Origin of the sequence: Proteus vulgaris (assembly GCF_016647575.1) — a bacterium.
Taxonomy (GTDB): domain Bacteria; phylum Pseudomonadota; class Gammaproteobacteria; order Enterobacterales; family Enterobacteriaceae; genus Proteus; species Proteus mirabilis_B.
On sequence record NZ_CP032663.1, the window covers coordinates 1,740,651 to 1,760,129 of the forward strand.

Annotated in this window: 19 protein-coding genes and 2 tRNA genes; 11 read left to right on the forward strand and 10 right to left on the reverse strand. The window is 37.2% G+C overall.

All coding sequences use genetic code 11. The features are described 5' to 3' along the window. The first annotated feature begins 12 nt into the window (after positions 1 to 12). From sufC to D7029_RS08100, 5 genes are all read left to right on the forward strand, one after another. Entirely contained in the window at positions 13 to 759 is a 747-nt protein-coding gene (sufC, locus tag D7029_RS08080) for a Fe-S cluster assembly ATPase SufC (protein ID WP_088495761.1), read from the forward strand. After that, positions 734 to 2,041, forward strand: coding sequence for a Fe-S cluster assembly protein SufD (sufD, locus tag D7029_RS08085; protein ID WP_088495760.1), 1,308 nt, complete (start codon positions 734 to 736; stop codon positions 2,039 to 2,041). Before sufC ends, sufD begins: the two co-directional genes overlap by 26 nt. Before the next feature lie 11 nt (positions 2,042 to 2,052). After that, a complete protein-coding gene (sufS, locus tag D7029_RS08090; RefSeq protein WP_194952368.1) occupies positions 2,053 to 3,291 on the forward strand; it encodes a cysteine desulfurase SufS in 1,239 nt (412 codons plus the stop codon). Positions 3,292 to 3,314: 23 nt separating this feature from the next. Beyond that, the gene (sufE, locus tag D7029_RS08095) at positions 3,315 to 3,743 is read left to right on the forward strand and encodes a cysteine desulfuration protein SufE (protein WP_109850045.1); all 429 of its coding nucleotides are present in this window, start codon (positions 3,315 to 3,317) and stop codon (positions 3,741 to 3,743) included. Positions 3,744 to 3,859: 116 nt separating this feature from the next. After that, the gene (locus tag D7029_RS08100; RefSeq protein WP_088495757.1) at positions 3,860 to 4,777 is read left to right on the forward strand and encodes a L,D-transpeptidase family protein; all 918 of its coding nucleotides are present in this window, start codon (positions 3,860 to 3,862) and stop codon (positions 4,775 to 4,777) included. Positions 4,778 to 4,880: 103 nt separating this feature from the next. Here the strand turns inward: D7029_RS08100 and D7029_RS08105 are convergent, their stop codons facing one another. The 5 genes from D7029_RS08105 to D7029_RS08125 form a co-directional block, all read right to left on the reverse strand. Further along, the gene (locus D7029_RS08105) at positions 4,881 to 5,120 is read right to left on the reverse strand and encodes an Lpp/OprI family alanine-zipper lipoprotein (RefSeq protein WP_036913221.1); all 240 of its coding nucleotides are present in this window, start codon (positions 5,118 to 5,120) and stop codon (positions 4,881 to 4,883) included. Positions 5,121 to 5,572: 452 nt separating this feature from the next. Next, complete coding sequence (gene pykF, locus D7029_RS08110; protein WP_194952369.1) at positions 5,573 to 6,985, reverse strand: pyruvate kinase PykF; 1,413 nt, start codon at positions 6,983 to 6,985, stop codon at positions 5,573 to 5,575. 467 nt (positions 6,986 to 7,452) lie between these two features. Continuing rightward, a tRNA-Val gene (locus D7029_RS08115) sits at positions 7,453 to 7,529 on the reverse strand. 29 nt (positions 7,530 to 7,558) lie between these two features. Continuing rightward, positions 7,559 to 7,635 (reverse strand) — tRNA-Val (locus D7029_RS08120). 148 nt (positions 7,636 to 7,783) lie between these two features. Next, positions 7,784 to 9,157, reverse strand: coding sequence for an MATE family efflux transporter (locus D7029_RS08125; protein WP_102949515.1), 1,374 nt, complete (start codon positions 9,155 to 9,157; stop codon positions 7,784 to 7,786). Between the two features lie 313 nt (positions 9,158 to 9,470). On the opposite strand from D7029_RS08125, the gene D7029_RS08130 reads away from it, so the two are divergent. Further along, a complete protein-coding gene (locus tag D7029_RS08130) occupies positions 9,471 to 10,142 on the forward strand; it encodes a riboflavin synthase subunit alpha (protein WP_194952370.1) in 672 nt (223 codons plus the stop codon). Between the two features lie 88 nt (positions 10,143 to 10,230). Here the strand turns inward: D7029_RS08130 and cfa are convergent, their stop codons facing one another. After that, the gene (gene cfa / locus D7029_RS08135) at positions 10,231 to 11,385 is read right to left on the reverse strand and encodes a cyclopropane fatty acyl phospholipid synthase (protein ID WP_088495754.1); all 1,155 of its coding nucleotides are present in this window, start codon (positions 11,383 to 11,385) and stop codon (positions 10,231 to 10,233) included. Positions 11,386 to 11,690: 305 nt separating this feature from the next. After that, a complete protein-coding gene (gene punC, locus D7029_RS08140; RefSeq protein ID WP_088495753.1) occupies positions 11,691 to 12,908 on the reverse strand; it encodes a purine nucleoside transporter PunC in 1,218 nt (405 codons plus the stop codon). 118 nt (positions 12,909 to 13,026) lie between these two features. On the opposite strand from punC, the gene punR reads away from it, so the two are divergent. After that, positions 13,027 to 13,929 carry a DNA-binding transcriptional activator PunR gene (gene punR / locus D7029_RS08145; protein ID WP_088495752.1) on the forward strand — a complete coding sequence of 301 codons (903 nt, stop codon included), beginning with the start codon at positions 13,027 to 13,029 and terminating at the stop codon, positions 13,927 to 13,929. A gap of 26 nt (positions 13,930 to 13,955) precedes the next feature. Here punR and purR read toward each other — a convergent pair whose 3' ends face one another. Then, positions 13,956 to 14,981: an HTH-type transcriptional repressor PurR gene (purR, locus tag D7029_RS08150; RefSeq protein ID WP_075673235.1), complete on the reverse strand. Its 1,026-nt coding sequence runs from the start codon at positions 14,979 to 14,981 to the stop codon at positions 13,956 to 13,958. 268 nt (positions 14,982 to 15,249) lie between these two features. Between purR and D7029_RS19050 the strand changes: the two genes are divergently transcribed. Further along, complete coding sequence (locus D7029_RS19050) at positions 15,250 to 15,333, forward strand: YnhF family membrane protein (RefSeq protein WP_102949514.1); 84 nt, start codon at positions 15,250 to 15,252, stop codon at positions 15,331 to 15,333. Between the two features lie 137 nt (positions 15,334 to 15,470). On the opposite strand, the gene sodB is transcribed toward D7029_RS19050, so the two are convergent. Beyond that, entirely contained in the window at positions 15,471 to 16,049 is a 579-nt protein-coding gene (gene sodB, locus D7029_RS08160) for a superoxide dismutase [Fe] (protein WP_109372414.1), read from the reverse strand. A gap of 388 nt (positions 16,050 to 16,437) precedes the next feature. Between sodB and D7029_RS08165 the strand changes: the two genes are divergently transcribed. The 3 genes from D7029_RS08165 (at position 16,438) to D7029_RS08175 (ending at position 17,935) form a co-directional block, all read left to right on the forward strand. Beyond that, entirely contained in the window at positions 16,438 to 16,962 is a 525-nt protein-coding gene (locus tag D7029_RS08165) for a hypothetical protein (RefSeq protein ID WP_194952371.1), read from the forward strand. A gap of 29 nt (positions 16,963 to 16,991) precedes the next feature. Beyond that, positions 16,992 to 17,351 (forward strand): hypothetical protein, encoded by a 360-nt coding sequence (locus tag D7029_RS08170; RefSeq protein WP_194952372.1) that lies wholly within the window; start codon positions 16,992 to 16,994, stop codon positions 17,349 to 17,351. A gap of 80 nt (positions 17,352 to 17,431) precedes the next feature. After that, the gene (locus D7029_RS08175; protein WP_194952373.1) at positions 17,432 to 17,935 is read left to right on the forward strand and encodes a hypothetical protein; all 504 of its coding nucleotides are present in this window, start codon (positions 17,432 to 17,434) and stop codon (positions 17,933 to 17,935) included. 182 nt (positions 17,936 to 18,117) lie between these two features. On the opposite strand, the gene D7029_RS08180 is transcribed toward D7029_RS08175, so the two are convergent. After that, positions 18,118 to 18,933, reverse strand: a complete 816-nt coding sequence (locus D7029_RS08180; protein ID WP_194952374.1) for a sulfite exporter TauE/SafE family protein — start codon at positions 18,931 to 18,933, stop codon at positions 18,118 to 18,120. Positions 18,934 to 19,479 lie beyond the last annotated feature (546 nt).

The window sequence follows — 19,479 nt, forward strand, 5'->3', positions numbered from 1 at the left end:
AAGGCATATATTATGTTAGATATTAAAAATTTACATGTCAGTGTTGAAGGCAACGAGATCCTCAAAGGATTAGATTTGCAGGTTCGTGCAGGTGAAGTTCACGCAATTATGGGACCAAATGGCTCAGGTAAAAGTACGCTATCTGCAACGCTTGCTGGTCGTGATGAATATGAAGTTGATGAAGGTTCGATTACCTTTAAAAATAAAGATTTATTGGAATTAGAACCGGAAGATCGCGCAGGTGAAGGCATCTTTATGGCATTTCAATATCCTGTTGAAATACCCGGTGTCAGCAATCAGTTTTTCTTACAATCTTCTGTAAATGCAGTGAGAGAATATCGTGGCCAAGAGCCGTTAGATCGCTTTGATTTTGAAGATTTTATTGAAGATAAAATCAAATTACTGGATATGCCACAAGATTTGTTAACACGCTCTGTCAACGTGGGATTTTCTGGTGGTGAGAAAAAACGTAACGACATTTTGCAAATGGCTGCGTTAGAGCCTGAATTATGTATTTTAGATGAAACAGACTCGGGTCTTGATATCGACGCATTAAAAATCGTTTCTAATGGTGTTAATAGTTTACGTGATGGTAAACGTGCCTTCATCGTTGTAACACACTACCAACGTATTCTTGATTATATTAAACCTGATTTTGTGCATGTGCTTTATCAGGGGAAAATCATTAAATCAGGTGATTTTTCATTGGCGCAAAAATTGGAGGAACAAGGTTATGGCTGGCTTATTGACCCTCAATGAAAAGCGTGAAAAACAGCGCCAAGTTGAACTGCGTAATCAACAAGCATTAAAAATGTTTTCAGCGTTATATCATCAACGTAAAGGTGACGATAATCTCAACGCTCGCAATCATTGGTTACAAGTTGAGAAAGTAGGTTTCCCTACTTACCGCCATGAAGATTGGCATTATACGCCATTAGAAGAAACACTAAGCCAGTGCTATCAACAGTTGCCACCTTTTGATGTACAAAGTTTAATGGCTAAACATGCATTATCTTTTGATTGCTACCGTATTGTTATGGTGAATGGCACATTTTCACCGATAGAAAGTAGTAAAGATTTTGGTCCTTATCAAGTTACTTTACTTGATAATCAAAGTGAATTACCTAAAGCGGTAAATGGTGAAATCTTCCTGCATTTAGTTGAAAGTTTAGCGCCACATCCATTGCTTATTACCCTGAAAAACGGTGTTATTGCGGATAAGCCACTCTATATTCTCAATATTACTCAAGGTGATCAAAGCACAGAGGTAAATAGTGCAAATTATCGTTTTCACCTTGATGTCGGTGCGAATACTCAGATGCAAGTGGTAGAACACTATATCAGCAGTGATAGTGAAAACCGTCATTTTACAGGTGCAAGATTAACCGCAACGATTGGCGATAATGCCTCTTTTAACCATATCAAATTAAGTTTTGAAAATGGAGTAAGTCAGCATTTTGCCCATAACGATCTGACGATAGGCCGTGATGCTCGTGTTAACAGTTATGCTTTCTTATTAGGCGCTAAACTTAGTCGTCATCACACGAGTTCTGCACTAAAGGGTGAAAATACAGAGCTTTCAATGAATAGCGTTGTATTACCTAAAGCTGGAGAGATTGCAGATACTCGTACATGGCTAGTTCATGGTGAAAAAAATTGCCAGAGTCGTCAACTGCATAAAAGTATTGCGATGGATGCAGGGAAAGCCGTATTTAACGGTATGATCACGGTGACACCTCAAGCATTAAAAACAGATGGTCAAATGACTAATAACAATCTGTTGCTGGGTGAAAAAGCGCAAATCGATACCAAACCACAACTTGAAATCTATGCCGATGATGTGAAATGTAGTCATGGTGCTACTGTGGGACGAATTGATGATGAGCAGCTATTTTATCTGCGTTCACGAGGTATTTCCTTAAGTGACGCACGTAAAATGATCATCCATGCATTTGCGGCTGAATTAACTGAATCGCTAGAAAATAGTGTGATCAAAGCGCAGGTATTAGAAAGAATTAATCAGCGCTTATTAGAGGTATAAAATAAGGCATTATGACGCATTCCATTGAAAAAGCGCGAGATGATTTTCCAATTCTTTCACAGCAAGTGAAAGGAAAACCACTGGTTTATCTCGACAGTGCCGCAAGTGCTCAGAAACCGGCTTGCGTCATTGAACATGAAAAACAATTTGCCTTAACACAATATGCCGCGGTTCATCGCGGCATTCATACATTAAGTGCAAATGCGACAACGTTAGTTGAAAATGTCCGTAAAAAAGCCTGTGATTTTTTAGGTGCCAATAGCGAAGAAGAGATAATTTTTGTTAAAGGAACAACCGAAGGGATCAACCTTATAGCGAACGTTTATAGCCAACGATTTTTAAATGATGGTGACAATATCATCATCACCGAAATGGAACATCACGCAAATATTGTTCCATGGTATATGTTGGCAAAACAGTATGGCTTTAATGTCCGTGTGTTACCGTTATTGCAAGACGGTACACTCGATTTAGCTCAATTACCCCGTTTAATCGATGAACGAACTAAATTACTCAGTCTCACTCATCAATCAAATGTATTGGGCACAGTGAATCCAGTCGCTCAAATTATTGGTGATGCTCGTCAATATGCTATTGAACAAGGTGGTGAATTACATATATTGGTTGATGGTGCTCAAAGTGCAATGCATCAAACAATTAATGTTTCACAACTTGATTGCGACTTTTTTGTTTGTAGCGGTCATAAACTTTATGCGCCAACGGGTATTGGTTTGTTATACGGCAAGAAAGCGATACTGGATGAATTACCGCCTTGGGAAGGCGGTGGCGCAATGATAAAGCATGTTCATATTAATGGTGATATTACCTACGCAGATGCGCCTTGGCGCTTTGAAGCAGGGACACCGAACATAATGGGAATGATCGGCTTAGGTGCGGCATTAGATTATCTTTCACAAATAGGCATGGATAACATTGCCGAATATGAAAGTAGCATAATGAAGTATGCCCAAGAGCAGTTACAAAAAGTAAAATCGTTAACGCTTTATGGCAATGATTCTCGACAAGGAGTGATAGCGTTTAATTTAGGCAAACACCATGCTTATGATGTTGGGGCATTTCTTGATAATTATGGTATTGCTATTCGTACAGGGCATCATTGTGCGATGCCAATTATGGATTATTATCAAGTTCCTGCGATGTGTCGCGCATCTCTTGGGTTGTATACCAATAAAAACGATATAGATGCACTGGTTAATGCGCTATTGCGTGTCGAAATGCTATTAGGTTAAAGATTAAAATAAAGAGGTTATTCATGGCAGTTGCTAATTTGCCAGATGAAGCAAAATTATTACGCAATTTTTCTCGTTGTCAGGATTGGGAACAACGTTACCTTTATATGATGGAGTTAGGTGAGCGTCTTCCTCCTTTAACAGATGAACAACGTATTTCAGCTAACTTTATTGAAGGTTGCCAAAGCCAAGTTTGGATCGCTGTTTCTCTTAATGAGAATAAACAGTTAGTGCTGGCTGGCGATAGTGATGCAGGTATTGTAAAAGGCCTCGTTGCCTTAGTGATTATCTTATTTCAAGGTAAAACTATCGAACAAGCATTAGAGACAGATATCAAACATTACTTTTCATCATTAGCACTAGAAAGCCACTTAACACCTTCTCGCACGCAAGGTTTGCATGCGATGGTTACGACACTTATTAAGCGTTTTTCAGAATACGCTGTAGCATAAATGTTACCTGATCCCGCATTAATGTTCTAAACTGACTTATTATATGAAAGCATAACAATGATAATGTTATCATCATAATAGTCAGTTTATTTTATTTCTAACACACGGGATAAACGATGAAAAAATGGTTAACTCTCTTAGGGGTATCGCTGTTAGGGATGAGTAGTCACTTATCTTACGCGACAGAATATCTACTACCTGCTGATGGCCAGCGTATTATTGGTGAAAATTTTTCATATATAGTTCCCGATGATAAACGCTCATTAGAGGCTATTGCGTCCGAATACCAAGTGGGATTGCTCAATATGATGGAAGCGAATCCTGGTATTGATCCTCTTTTGCCTGATGCAGGTAAAACTTTAACAATCCCATTGCAGATGATTTTGCCTGATACTCTACATAAAGGTATTGTTATCAACCTTGCTGAATTACGCCTTTATTATTATCCAAAAGAGGGAGGAACTGTTGATGTTTACCCGATTGGTATTGGTCAATTAGGGCGAGAAACACCGGAGATGGTGACATCGATTTCTCAATTAATTAAAGATCCCACTTGGACACCAACGGCGAATATTCGCAAAAATTATGCGGCTAAAGGGATCACGCTACCAGCTGTCGTTCCTGCTGGTCCTGAAAACCCAATGGGGGCATATGCCTTAAGATTGGCACATAGTCGAGGTGAATACCTTATTCATGGTACTAATGCTGATTTTGGTATTGGCTTAAGAGTGAGTTCAGGCTGTATTCGTTTACGCCCAAATGATATTGAGACCTTATTCAACGTGGTGCCTAAAGGTAGCCGAGTTCAGGTTATCAATAAACCGATTAAATTTACTGAAACTGCAGACGGCAGACAGTTTATTGAAGTTCATCAGCCACTATCACGTAACGAAGATGACGATCCGCAAACGATGCCTCTTACATTTACAAAGCAATTTAATGCTTGGTATGAAAGTGGCAAGGTTAATAAAGATAAAGCAGATGCAGAGCTGATTCGACGTTCGGGTATACCTGTGGATGTGACAGCATATTAATCTTTATAAAATATAATGAGCTAAAAAAACAAAGCCCTAACAATGTTAGGGCTTTGTGATTAATGCTTACCTAAAGCTGTTTTCAGCTTATCGGTGAGTCAAATTACTTTTTATAAGTAGTGACTTGGTTATCTAAACGCTGATTTGCACGAGCTGCTTCGTCGTAAGCTGATTTAGCTTCAGCGCGAGCAGATTGTACATCACCACTTAGTTGCTGAACTTGAGTATTCAGGCGGCTTACATCAGAAGAGATTTGATCTAATTGTGCATTATTACTAGAAGAACAACCTGCTAATAAGCCTGAAGCCAGAATTACCGCACCTAGTACAAGTTTCGCTTTCATAGTTACAACCTCTATTATTAGTTTGTGTAAAGGAACAAGTAGCATTTATATGAAACCATTAATAAGTATGGCACACATATAGGAAAATGCTGGATTTATTCGTAATAAGTGTATCTTGCGTTTCCTATAACAATAGGAAAAATAACACTTATATTGTAAATTTTCAGCACAATAAATGCGCGTTTTCTCACAAAAGTTCATTATTAGTAAAAATCCTAATCATTAAAAAGTGATTTAATGACTAAAAATCACACAAATTGACATTGGCGATTTACTCGCAACCTGATTGATTAATAGCTATAAATAGATAAAAAAGAGAGTGGGATAAGAGAAAAAATGAATCTAAAAAAGAGTGACAGAAAAAAAAGAAAGAAAAATATTAGAAATAAATTAGAAATAAATAAAAAACGCCACTCAAGGAGTGGCGTTTGATGTATTCACGTTGTATAAAATTACAGAACGTGAACAGATGAAGTATTTGTTGTACCGCTATCAACCAGTGCACCGGTAACCATAACAACACGTTCACCAGCATGCGCTAAACCACTTGCTAATGCTGCTTCTTTACCGATACGGTAGAAGTCATCAGTAGAAGAGATTTCTTTAACTAATTGAGTGGTTACACCTTTAACTAACAGTAACTGACGAGCTGTTTCTTCGTTGTTTGTTAATGCTAAGATTGGTGCTGTTGGGAAATATTTACGGATAGAACGAGCTGATTTACCACCGAAAGTTGCAACAACAATCAGAGGTGCATCTAAGTTTTCAGCCATTTCAACCGCACCGCGACAAACTGCTTCAGTTACGCGTAATTTTGCAGCTGTTTGTTTGTAATCAAGACGAGATTGCATGATACGGTCTGTACGATCACAGATAGTTGCCATGATAGTCACAGCTTCTACTGGGTATTTACCTTTTGCACTTTCACCTGACAACATAACAGCATCAGTACCATCTAAGATAGCATTCGCAACGTCACCCGCTTCAGCACGAGTAGGGCGTGGGTTTTTGATCATTGAATCTAACATTTGCGTTGCAGTGATAACCACTTTACGCGCAGCGTTACATTTTTCGATCATCATTTTTTGTGCGAAGATAACTTCTTCAACTGGGATCTCAACACCTAAGTCGCCACGAGCAACCATGATACCGTCAGATGCTTCTAAGATCTCATCAAAATTGTTTAAACCTTCTTGGTTTTCAATTTTTGAGATGATCATGATGTTTTCGCCGCCGTGCGCATTTAAGTGAGCACGCATTTCCTCAACGTCAGAACGTTTACGAATAAATGATGCAGCAACGAAATCAACGCCTTGCTCGCAACCAAAGATAAGATCTTGTTTATCTTTTTCAGCTAATGCAGGTAAACCGATAGAAACGCCAGGTAAGTTAACACCTTTGTTTTCACCTAAGTCACCGTTGTTTAAAACTTCACAAACAACTTCTTTATCAGTTACAGCAGTGACTTTCATGCCGATAAGACCATCATCAACTAAAACGGTGTTACCAACAGTTAAGTCTTTAGCGAAACCTTCGTAAGTTACAGCAACGCGGTCTTTGTTACCCACAACAGTTTTGTCTGTAGTGAAAGTGAATGTTTGACCAGCAACTAAAGCGACATCATTACCACCTTCTAATTTGATGGTACGGATTTCTGGGCCTTTAGTATCTAATAAGATAGCGGCTTTTTTGCCTGTTTTAGCGCAAACATTACGCAGATTTTTGATACGGTTGCCATGCTCTTCATAGTCACCGTGAGAGAAGTTTAGACGCATAACGTTCATGCCTGCGTCCAGTAATTGATTCAGTTTTTCTTCAGATTCGGTTTTTGGTCCGATGGTGCAAACAATTTTTGTCTTTTTCATGGCAGTCTATTTAATGGTTGTATTGTAATGGATGAATAAGGATTAATGTCGCCGTTTTCTATTAACAGTATCAACGGTGCAAAACAGGGTGTATAAACTCATCTCTCATAGATAAGTTGCGCAACATGTTAATGGTTCAGCAACATCATAAAAATCTTGTCACTATTTTGTATCAAAGGTTGGCAGACATCTTACATTATAGTCTATCACGATTCATTTGTTCTGTTTTCTAAAGATGCCCGTAAATCAATACGCTGAAACCTTTCAACAAAATTATGTTTCGTATTATAGAGGTTAATTTCTATGAAGAAAATCGAAAAAAGGTAAATTTAAGTGATGTGATCAAAATACGGAGCTGACTGCTTGTTTTTTAAACACTTTGTTGCGCAATAAAATATTGCAAGCTAGATTAATTATTTTGTAGGGTAGGTAAGAAGAATAAAAATAAGAAAATAGAGAAAGAGAAATGGTGCGTCCAAGTGGACTCGAACCACCGACCCCCACCATGTCAAGGTGGTGCTCTAACCAACTGAGCTATGGACGCACTGTATTGAGATGTTATCGAAAAATAAATGGTGCGTCCAAGTGGACTCGAACCACCGACCCCCACCATGTCAAGGTGGTGCTCTAACCAACTGAGCTATGGACGCATTATCTATTAGGTGACAACGGGGACGAATATTAACGAGATGATTCGATTCTGGCAAGAGGAAAAACACAAATTTATATTCAACTGCTCGTATTTAAAGCTATTTGTTGATATTTGTGTCATTCCCTTGCCGAAATAACTGTTTCTGTTTAACGCTCTGAGCGTAATAGTACCACTTCATCAGATTGACGTTGGATCCACCAAATGCGGGAACCCATCATAATTGCTGAGGCAGTTAAACCTAAAATAAAGCCAATCCAGAAACCAGCAGGTCCCATCGCTTCAACAAAGTAATTAGTACGCCCTAATATATAACCAGAAGGTAGTCCAATTACCCAATAGGCAATAAAAGTAATAAAGAAGATAGAGCGGGTATCTTTATAACCTCGTAATACACCTGAGCCAATAACTTGCACAGAATCTGATAACTGATAAAGCGCAGCGAATAACATAAGATGGGAAGCTAACGTCACCACTTCAATATTATCGTTATACATTAACGCGATTTTTTCTCTGAAGATAATAGAGAAAATCGCGGTACAACTTGCCAACATTAGTCCAACAGCAAGCGCTGTAATGGCTGAAATACGTGCTTGTTCTGTAGAGCGTTGCCCTAAGTTATGACCGACACGGATTGTTGCTGCTATTCCCAATGAAAGAGGGAACATAAACATTAGTGAACTAAAGTTAAGTGCTATCTGATGACTGGCAACCGCAGTAACGCCTAAAGGTGAAACTAATAATGCAACAACGGCAAATAGTGTTACCTCAAAGAATAAGGCTAAGCCAACAGGTAATCCTAAAAATGTAATACGTTTTATCGTGTGGAAATCAGGACTGACTAAACGTTTCTTTGGCATAACATCACGTTGTGTCGGTGCTCGACGCACGTAATAACGCATCATTAAGAACATCGCCCAGAAAACAGAAGCCGTTGCAACACCACAACCAATACCCCCTAATTGTGGTGCGCCAAATTTACCGTAAATAAAGGCGTAGTTGACAGGGATATTAATTAATAGGCCAACAAAACCAATTATCATGCCAGGTTTTGTTTTAGATAATCCCTCACATTGACTTCTCAGTACCTGATAGTAAAGGCAACCAGGTGCACCCCACATAATGGCATGAATAAATCCAATGGCCTTTTCGGCTAATTCGGGTTCTATATCATGTTGCGCTTCAATAATAAAACGGCTGTTATAAAGAATAGCAATTACCATGATTGATAAGAAAGTGGCGAGCCAAAAACCTTGCTGTGTACGATTAGCAATGTGTTTTCGTTGTCCTGAACCATTTAATTGAGCAACGATTGGGGTTAATGCCATTAATATCCCTTGGCCTAATAAAATCGTTGGTAACCAAATAGACGTACCTACTGCCACCGCCGACATTTCTGTGGCATTTACAGCACCCGCCATGACAGTATCAACGACACCCATTGCTGTCTGGGAAAACTGCGCGATGATAACGGGGATACCGAGAGCAAGTAAGCTACGCGCTTCTCTTATGTACTTCTGCACGCATACACCTTTATTTATTATAAGAAAACGAAAGGAAAGGAAGAGAACAAACGTCGTATTGTTAAAATGACGTAAAGAGATCCTCAAGACCGCTTATTCTAATGATAAAAGTTTAATTAGCAACGAAAGAAGTTTAGCTTTTCAAACACAGGATTTTGATAATTTATTAGGTGTTTTTACGTTATATTTAACGGTAATCCTCGACAAGGAATAAATACGATAATTGTTCCTTTGTATTAATACGAGCTATGTTATCCTTAATAGCATAAGCCTAAATTGAGTTTACCAGTTTATCGATCCAAGGAGATGTAAGATGTTTACAGGTATTGTTCAGGGAAAAGGGCGGGTTATTGCTATCGAAGATAAAGGCGATTTTCGTACCCATATCATTGAATTACCCAAAGAGTTAGTCGGCAATTTAGAAACAGGTGCTTCTGTTGCAAATAATGGTTGCTGTTTAACGGTCACTAAAATTGAAGGTACACATATTAGCTTTGATCTAGTGAAAGAGACATTACGTTTAACTAACCTTGGTGAATTAAAAGTCGGTTCTGAAGTGAATATTGAACGTGCGGCTAAATACGGTGATGAAATAGGCGGGCATGTGATGTCTGGTCATATTGTCACAACTGCCGAAGTTGCCAAAATTATAACATCAGAAAATAATTTACAAATTTGGTTTCGTATCTTTGATAAAGCATTAATGAAGTACATTTTACACAAAGGTTTTATTGGTATTGATGGAATAAGCCTAACTGTGGGCGATGTGGTTAATAACCGTTTTTGTGTCCATTTAATTCCTGAAACGCGCGATAGAACGACATTAGGTCGCAAACGCCTTGGTGATAAAGTCAATATTGAACTTGATCCTCAAACTCAAGCGATTGTCGATACAGTAGAGCGCGTTATGGCGCAACAAGCACAGCAACAAGCTTTATTAGCAGCACAACAAAATGAAAATGAAGAACAAGCTTCACATAATTAATAATTAATGTTGTTGCTCTTAAAAGATAATCAAAGAAAAAGCCAGTTTATCAATCAAACTGGCTTTTCTCTTTTTATAAAAAGAATAATTAGCGAGGGATTTGTAAACCGCCAATATGACCTTTAGGGCTTAGGACAATTTGCCATAACTGAATATCTCTGGCACGAAATGCACCCGCACAGGCATTAAGATAATAACTAAACATACGTTTAAAGCGTGGTGTGTAATTAGATTCAATATCTGGCCAATAGGCTAAAAAACGCTGATACCATGCCATTAGTGTTTTATCGTAATCAGCGCCAAAGTTATGCCAATCTTCCATTACAAATTTACTGTCCATTGCATGAGCAATTTTTTGAATAGACGGTAAACATCCATTAGGAAAGATATATTTGCTTATCCAGCTATCTACATTTACTTTGTCGCGGTTAGAACCTATGGTGTGCAATAAAAACAGACCATCTTCCTTTAAATTACGACGAACCACATCAAAATAAGTGGCATAATTTTTAGGTCCTACATGCTCAAACATACCTACTGAAACTATGCGATCAAACTTTTCATGTAAATCACGATAGTCTTCTAAAATAATATTAACATCAAGTCCTTGGCATCGAGCTTGTGCAAGTTTTTGCTGTTCAACAGAAATAGTGACTCCCGTTACAGAAACGCCAAAATGTTTGGCTGCATAGCCTGCAAGTCCACCCCAACCACAGCCGATGTCTAATAAGGTCATCCCCGGTTTTAAATCTAATTTTCGGCAAATTAAATCTAATTTATGTTCTTGAGCTTGAGTTAAATTATCTGCATTTTTCCAGTAACCACAGGAATATTGCATATTAGGATCAAGCATGGCAGTAAATAGATCATTACCAAGGTCGTAATGCTCTTTACCTACCATCCATGCACGTTTTTGTGTTTGCAGATTAAAAAGGCGGGCTGTCGCAATCTTGAAAATATCGCGTAGGTTTTGTGGGAGCTTATTTTCAAGACCAGCACGTAAAACTTTATGAAAGAATATATCTAATCGTTCACAATCCCACCAACCATCCATATAACTTTCGCCGAGACCTAATGAGCCTTGCTGTAATACTCTTTTATAAAAATTTTGATTATGAACCTGAATATCATAAGGTTCTGAGCCATTAACTCGAATATCAGCATGAGCTAACAGTTCTATTGCGATCTTTTTATAAGGATCGTTGGAGGTCTTTCGGCCTTCTTCTACACAAGATGTACTCATATACTCTCCGCGTAAACTAAGCGGGTTTTGAGACATAAAGCTAAGAAAGGATGTGTGCAGATTGACAGTATTAAAATGGTATTGTGTTCAGTCTGAATTGAACGAATAGAATTAATAAGACAACTAATCTGACATAATCAGCGAATAATCTGTTTAATGTCTCAAAATCCGAAAGAAAAATAAATAAAACGCTATTACAGCGTATAGGTAAGTATAGAGATGTAGAATGTTTTTCTCTAGAAAAGAAAAAGGCCATTTTTTATAAAATGGCCTTTTTAAGATGATTCTTAAAAGAAGGAGCGCGATTATTCTGCGGTTTGAACTGTGTGTTTGGTAACAGATTTATTACGCTGAATAAAGTAACCAACTGCCATTGGGATTGCTGTTAACGCCATAATTGCCGTGGTGTTAATCAAAGGTTGTTGGCTGATAAATGCAGAGACAATAAAACTTGCTAAGCTGCAAAGACCTAGTTGAAGCGCATTTTGTAACGCAGCAGCTTTACCACTGATTTCAGGATAAGCGGATAAAGCATTAGATACTGCGATTGGATAAGAAGCACCATTCATTGCAGCCATAATACAGAACGGAATTAAAATAGTTGTTAATGTTGGTTCAGTAAATTTAGCAACAAGGTATAACGCAGTCATACTGACAGCATAACCAATTAATAACAGTGGCAGCAGTGTTTTACCTGTCATTTTTGACAGTAAAATACGACAACCATAACCACCCACCATAAATGCAATAGTTTGTGGAATATAACTTAAACCGATATCCTGAGGAGAGTAGCCCATCTTTTCAAGAATGATTGGTGAGCCAGCTAACCAAGCAAAGAAACCTGCACTACAAGAAGCGTAAACTAATACGTTACCTGTATAGAGAGGGGATTTTAATAAAGTCATAAATGACGCAGAAGATTGGTTTGCATCTGTAACTGATTTTTGTTTAATGTTTTTTAGCATTAATGTCGGTAACATGAGAACTAACGTTACGGCCATTAACAGCATAAAAATCATACGCCAGCCACCGTGATCTAATAACGATGCACCGATTAAAGGCGCAAGTGCTGGTGATAATGCAACCAGTGGCATAATTAAAGCAAAAACGTGTTGAGCGCGAGATTCATCAAAACGGTCGATGACAAGAGCTTGCCAAATAACAGCAGCAGAGCAGACGCCGAAAGCTTGTAGGAAGCGCATAGCAAGTAAGCCAGTTGCACTTTCAACCCACAGCATACCAAGGCAGCCTAAAGAGAAAAGGCTTAAACCAATAAGAAGAATAGGTTTACGACCTACTTTGTCAGAAAGTGGTCCCCAAAGTAACTGAGCAACAGCAAAACCAAATAAAAAGATACTTAAGCTATTACTAATAGCACCTTCGCTGATAGAGAGTTCACGCTGCATCATACCAAATGCAGGTAAGTACATATCAATAGCTAAGTAACCTAGCATACTCAAACCCGCTAGGTACACCATAAAGCTCATAGGTGTTTTTGATTGTGTGGATGTTTTAGAATTCATTTTATTTTCTATGCTATGTGATGTAGAACATTTTATGTATTGTAACTAAGACCTATTTTACTTGTGAAACGGGAATATTTGGTTAATGCTGTGAAAAATTTTCAAAGGAATAAACTCTATGTGGTCAGAATACTCTTTAGAAGTTGTTGATGCAGTCGCAAGAACAGGAAGTTTTAGCTCGGCTGCTCAAGAATTGCACAGAGTGCCATCCGCCGTTAGTTACACAGTTCGGCAATTAGAGGAATGGCTTGCCGTTCCTTTGTTTGAGCGTCGTCATCGTGATGTAGAATTAACCGACGCAGGTAAAATTTTCATCAAAGAAGCACGATCTGTTATCAAAAAAATGAATGACACTCGACATCTTTGTCAACAAGTTTCTAATGGATGGCGCGGTCAATTTAGTATAGCAGTTGATGGCATTGTTAAACCTGAAAGAACACAACAACTTATTCTCGATTTCTACCGCCATTTTCCGGATATAGAACTGTATGTCTACCCTGAGGTGTTTAATGGCGTATGGGACTCCTTAGTTAATGGTCGTGTTGATTTAGCCATTGGTGCAACAAGAGCCTCACCAATAGGTGAACGTTATAGCTTTAGAGATATGGGATTTATGCCTTGGCGCTGTGTTTGCCATGTTGATCACCCTTTAGCGAAAGCACAACATCCATTAACGGATGATGAAATGCGGCCTTATCCAAGTTTATGTTTAGAGGATACCTCACGCAGTTTACCAAAGCGTGACACTTGGGCGCTAAATAATCAGCGCAGAATGGTTGTTCCGACATGGGATATGGGGCTTGAATGTTTGTTAGCGGGATTATGCGTTGGAATGGTGCCTTGGCACCGTGCTGAACCTTTAATTGAACAAGGTAAGCTGGTGACTTTACAACTGGCACAACCATTGCCAGACAGCCCATGCTGCCTGACGTGGGTCGATAAAAGTGAATCGCCCGCTTTGACATGGTTGTTAGATTATCTTGGAGATAGCCAAACCTTAAATGAGGAATGGCTTCGCTAGAAATCAGATAGCTAAATAAATATGAATTAGCGACGGTAGTCGATAAAAGGACCGTCAGCAACTGAACGGCGCTCAACTAATCGTGGATGAACTTCGATTGTTTGGGCGTCTTCGCGTTTATTGACGATACGATCAAGCAGCATCGATAATGCCATTTGACCTAGACGTTCTTTTGGCTGGTGAACGGTTGTGAGTGCAGGCGTAAAATAACGTGCATTACGAATATTGTCATAGCCAACAATAGAAATATCTAAAGGAACACGCAGGCCAAGTTCATCTGCAGCACAAATTGCGCCCATCGCCATCACATCACCACCACAAAAGACAGCCGTCGGGCGATGTTTTTGGTTTAGCATTTGGTACATGGCTTTATAGCCAGATTCTGGCTCGAAGTCGCCTTGTACAATCCATTCGTCTTTAACTGTGATTTTGGCTTCTTCCATGGCTTTTAAGAAACCTTGTAAGCGACCACCACCTGTATTTCGTTCTAATGGACCAGGGATAATACCAATATCACGATGGCCTCGCTCAATAAGGTAACGACCTGCAATATAACCACCATGGAAAGCGTTATCGATAATGGTATCTGTAAAGTCACCACGCGCTTTGCCCCAATCCATGACAACCATTGGAATATTACGATAGCCCTCTAAAAGAGTAAGAAGGTGATCGGGATATTCAGAACACATGACTAATAATCCATCAACACGTTTTTGTGCCAGCATCGCTAAATAGGCTTTTTGTTTATCGAGGTTATTATGTGAATTACATAAAATCAGTGTGTAGCCTTTGCTGTAACAACTATTTTCAACAGCTTCAATCACTTCAGCAAAGTAAGGAGCTTCACTGGACGTGGCTAACAGGCCAATAGATTTGGTGTGATTGACTTTTAAACTACGCGCAACGGCACTAGGCGAATAATTTAATTCTTTTATAGCGGCCCAAACTGCTGCCCGTGTGTTCTCAGCAACAAAACGTGTTTTGTTGATCACATGAGAAACAGTCGTGGTTGATACGCCTGCGCGTTTTGCCACGTCTTTTATTGTTGCCATGGTGTGGAAAACTCCTGACCTTCATTGGTCTCTTTTATCTAATTTTATGGTTTAACTGCCAGTATAGTCATACATAGGGCAAACACTGGCAATAATTTAGCGATTAGCTGTGAATTTTGTATGATCTAGCTCAAAAGTGAAAGTATTAATCAATGTTATAAATTGTGCACTGGTCGCTATTTTAGCAAATTTTGATATGTGATAATAATTAACCATGACAAGGTTATGGTTAAAAATGTGTATTATAATCATTTTGAGGGAGAAATAGATGGATACGGATCTGAAATTTGGTTTGAGTACAGCAGTAGCAGCGCTTGTTATGATCGTTTTATTTTCTACTATGATGTTCTAATCACTGCTTTATAGAATATCCGATCAATTTAAATAATAGATTATCGAATATCTGAATATAACAAAGGGCTCAAGGCCCTTTGTTATTTTGTCACCAAAAATGAATCTCAATCACTCACCTTTGATTATCAAGCTCAATTAAGCAAGGTTAGCTTCAACAAATGACCAGTTAACCAGTGCCCAGAACTCTTCTAAATATTTAACGCGCGCATTACGGTAGTCGATGTAGTAAGCATGTTCCCATACGTCTACTGTTAACAGTGGTTTGTCTGCACCTGAAACTGGAGTTGCAGCATTAGAGGTGTTAACAATTGCAACTGAACCGTCAGCTTTTTTCACTAACCAAGTCCAACCTGAACCGAAGTTTTTAGCTGCTGCATCATTAAATTGCTTTTTGAACTCTTCAAAAGAGCCAAATGCTTTGTTGATAGCATCAGCAACTTTACCTGTTGGTGCGCCACCTGCATTGGGTGCTAAGCAGTTCCAGTAGAAAGTGTGGTTCCATACTTGAGCAGCATTATTAAAGATACCGCCGTCAGTAGATTTGATGATTTCTTCTAAAGATTTGCTTTCTAAATCAGTACCTTTAACCAGATTGTTTAAATTGGTTACATAGGTTTGGTGGTGTTTGCCGTAGTGATATTCTAAAGTTTCTTTAGAGATGTGTGGCTCAAGAGCATCTAACGCATAAGGTAATTTTGGTAATTCGAAAGACATTGCGTACTCCTTTAAACTATCTATTTCGGGTTTTGTGCCTGAAATCATTCAATCAAAATCATTTGAATTGATAGAATGAGGCAAATGAATCACTAAGTTGTTACTATTTTGCTAATTATTTTAACAAAAATCTGCTGAAATAACAGCTAAATATCTTTTATCTATAGTTATAAGCCATATAGATTAATTATACTCATAAGAGTATATCCCTCTTGCCTGCACGTAAAGTGACAAAAGCGTATTTGTAATGAGATAAGTAAAAAAGGTAGAGAGTATAAATTTTATTCTATTAATATGATTTAATCGCGTCACCTAGTATGGATGGATTGGGGTAAGAGACTACAATTGATACATCGTAACAAATTTATTCTCAAAGGAATGTACAAATATGAAAAAAATATTTATAGCTATTGGCATGATAATATTTTTATCTGGGTTTGGATTTAAAAGTAATGAACCTTTGAAATTAGATTTTGGAAGATCAATTGATGATATTCCTTTTATAAAGAATGGTGTGTGTGAAACAGAGAAAGATCTTATCACTTGTTTTTTTAATAATGAGCCTCCGTTTGAGAAAGATTCTGATAGAAATGCATTAAAATTTTATAAAGGTAAGTTAATTGGTGTAAATCTATCCTATTTTGGTGGCGATGATATTGATTCGGTCTGTAATCTTTTAGCTCAGAAAATGAAAAATATTTATCCTTTAGTTAAAGATAAAAAAGCATTGTTAGCTGAGGTAAATAACTGTAAGGAGTTAGAGATAATTGAATATGAGTCATTAAGTGAGAATAAAATATTTGTATTTTCTGAATTAGAAAATATTGAGGCTAAAGAAGGGAATATAGAAATAATGTACTCACATAAGCCTTATTATTTATACATTTATCGTAGTAGCGATATTTTAGATTGAATTTACGCAAAAAGAGTGTAGGAGTTAAAATGAGTTATAATATTGCACTATTTGATTTTCCTATTCCGAATGATTTTGAAAAAGCGTGTGAATACTTCGAAAAATATGAAGATGAAGATATTCAGGAATTAAGCCCATTAATGTTGCGTTTTTATCAAGAAATTTCTCATCTATATCCGTGCCTTTGCGAATTACCTGATGATGAAATAGATGATAGTGTGTGGTGTGACGGGCCTTTAATTAATAACTTTATGACTAAAATCCCAGTTATTGGTTTTGTTTATTCTAAAGTAGATGAAGCTCTTCCTGTAGTTATTAAATTAGCAAATAAAATGGGGATCTCAGTCCTTGATTGGCAGCAAGGAACGGTATTTAATGCTAAACAATAAAAATGATATTTGAGATGATATAAGGGTTGACTTAAATTTGCCGACAATAGTTTAAGTTTTTTCAAGGGAGTGATAAAAGCATGCACGGAAGTATTATTTTCAAGTATTTTTCTATAAAAAGCTTAGTTCAGAGCCTATTCCTGCTTATTTTTTGTAGTGTGCTAAATGGTTGTAGCATGTTCTATGGCATTGCATGTAGTACCAGCATTTTATTTACACCGTCAGAATCGCAAGAAAAAATCTATATGCCGGAAGCTATTGTTAATCAATATTATGATCAACAGGTTGAAATTGGCGTATTTTCTGGTTTAGCACCATATTATATTGTGGAAAACCCAGAATGGGTTACTGTGACATTAATGGTGAAAAATAAAGATGGGGAGTGGCTTTCTCTTATTACATATGAAGATTGGCAAAAGCATGTCATACGCCAAGAAGAGCGTCCTATCATTTTTGCTCGTTTACAAGGAACAGCACCTAAAAGTGGCAATGTACGGATAAAAATAAAAGCCACAGTAGGGCGTACTATGTGTGGTACAACGGATCCTGTTTTTGCTTTACAAGTCAAAGTGAGAAAAGAATAAAGCTATCCGTAATACTTAAATATATTTATTTTAATTAGGTGAAGATTACCTAATAAGACTCGTCCATTTTATCTTATCTATAAATACTCTAACTTACTAAAATCTAATACTATTATAAATATTAGATTTTAGTATTGTTTGTATAGAATAATTTAACGGAATATGATTTTCAGATCACTTGCTTACTCTGTAATAAGCGTATACATCATTTTCACTACAACTAAGAATAGAAATAATGCAAATATTTGGCGAACTCTAGGAATTGGTAGGCGATAAGCAACTTTTACACCGACAGGTGCGAAGAGTACGCTGGTAATGCTTATTCCGATAAAGGCAGGTAAATAGATAAAGCCGAAGTAATAATCATCAATATTTGTTTGATTCCAACCATAGATAATACCCATGATTGTGCCGATAGAAGCAATGATGACACCAATCATTGAAGAGGTTGCAATACATTTACGTGTATTAAATCCCCAGTGACTTAAAAGAGGAATGGTGATAGTCCCACCCGCAATACCGATAAAACTGGATATAAAACCAATTAAAGAACCACCACTTGTTAACGCTGGTTTTGAAACAATAGGATCTTTCACATTTTCAATGCGTTCTGCTTCTTTCTTTTTAGTTAATAATCCATAGATGGTATATACCATGAAAATACAGAACACGATTTGCAATATCGTATTTGACATTTTTTGTACCAGAAATGTCCCCACAAGCATACCAATGATAGTGCCGAGAGATAATAGAGGAAATTGCTGCCATAAAATGGCTTTATGTTTGTTATGAGAATACGCCGAAGATGCTGTGGAAAATATAATGACAGAGAATGAGGTAGATAAGGCAATTTTCATCACCATATCTGTTGGGATAGCTTGTTGACTGACTACATACATAACCACCGGAACAATGATTGCACCGCCTCCTATACCAAGTAGCCCAGCAAAAAAGCCAGTGATACATCCCACTAAAAGAAACAGTAAAATCATGTCCATAGTTAATACTCGTCAGGGTTTATAACAAACCCATTTATATACATTATATCCTTTTAAGAAGGTAGCGTTTTATCTTAATGTATAGATTATGAAATTTAATGTATTGATTTTGATATGAAAATTGTTATTTATTTTCTTGTTACTTCTTTTATATAAAAGAATATATAGCTAAATATAATTCAAATAAAGAAACATATTAAATATTTAATCTTGGGTTTTATAATAAATTATACTTTTAAACCATAAGCTAAAAATAACTATATTAATTTTACAGGGAAAATAAATCGGAATATGACTAACTTATTTTTATTTATTTATAGAAGCCTAAGGTGGCAAGATTTTTCTTATTTAAAATAAGATAACGAAAAGTTATAGTACTATTTTTTATGATCTATACTGTCAGATCAAAATATTAAGCAATTTAGAAAGAGTCATACATTTATCCATAATGTTGGCGAGGGCGTTGTTTTATTTAATTAAAATAGATTTTTATCTTATTGGATTTATATTTTATCTATCTTTTTTTGACTTTATAAAGGAATTTGT

Bases quoted from the DNA above. Each gene is read 5' to 3' on its own strand.
- sufC (WP_088495761.1), top strand. From the start codon at position 13: ATGTTAGATATTAAAAATTTACATGTCAGTGTTGAAGGCAACGAGATC.
- sufD (WP_088495760.1), top strand. From the start codon at position 734: ATGGCTGGCTTATTGACCCTCAATGAAAAGCGTGAAAAACAGCGCCAA.
- sufS (WP_194952368.1), top strand. From the start codon at position 2,053: ATGACGCATTCCATTGAAAAAGCGCGAGATGATTTTCCAATTCTTTCA.
- sufE (WP_109850045.1), top strand. From the start codon at position 3,315: ATGGCAGTTGCTAATTTGCCAGATGAAGCAAAATTATTACGCAATTTT.
- D7029_RS08100 (WP_088495757.1), top strand. From the start codon at position 3,860: ATGAAAAAATGGTTAACTCTCTTAGGGGTATCGCTGTTAGGGATGAGT.
- D7029_RS08105 (WP_036913221.1), bottom strand. From the start codon at position 5,120: ATGAAAGCGAAACTTGTACTAGGTGCGGTAATTCTGGCTTCAGGCTTA.
- pykF (WP_194952369.1), bottom strand. From the start codon at position 6,985: ATGAAAAAGACAAAAATTGTTTGCACCATCGGACCAAAAACCGAATCT.
- D7029_RS08130 (WP_194952370.1), top strand. From the start codon at position 9,471: ATGTTTACAGGTATTGTTCAGGGAAAAGGGCGGGTTATTGCTATCGAA.
- cfa (WP_088495754.1), bottom strand. From the start codon at position 11,385: ATGAGTACATCTTGTGTAGAAGAAGGCCGAAAGACCTCCAACGATCCT.
- punC (WP_088495753.1), bottom strand. From the start codon at position 12,908: ATGAATTCTAAAACATCCACACAATCAAAAACACCTATGAGCTTTATG.
- punR (WP_088495752.1), top strand. From the start codon at position 13,027: ATGTGGTCAGAATACTCTTTAGAAGTTGTTGATGCAGTCGCAAGAACA.
- purR (WP_075673235.1), bottom strand. From the start codon at position 14,981: ATGGCAACAATAAAAGACGTGGCAAAACGCGCAGGCGTATCAACCACG.
- D7029_RS19050 (WP_102949514.1), top strand. From the start codon at position 15,250: ATGGATACGGATCTGAAATTTGGTTTGAGTACAGCAGTAGCAGCGCTT.
- sodB (WP_109372414.1), bottom strand. From the start codon at position 16,049: ATGTCTTTCGAATTACCAAAATTACCTTATGCGTTAGATGCTCTTGAG.
- D7029_RS08165 (WP_194952371.1), top strand. From the start codon at position 16,438: ATGAAAAAAATATTTATAGCTATTGGCATGATAATATTTTTATCTGGG.
- D7029_RS08170 (WP_194952372.1), top strand. From the start codon at position 16,992: ATGAGTTATAATATTGCACTATTTGATTTTCCTATTCCGAATGATTTT.
- D7029_RS08175 (WP_194952373.1), top strand. From the start codon at position 17,432: ATGCACGGAAGTATTATTTTCAAGTATTTTTCTATAAAAAGCTTAGTT.
- D7029_RS08180 (WP_194952374.1), bottom strand. From the start codon at position 18,933: ATGGACATGATTTTACTGTTTCTTTTAGTGGGATGTATCACTGGCTTT.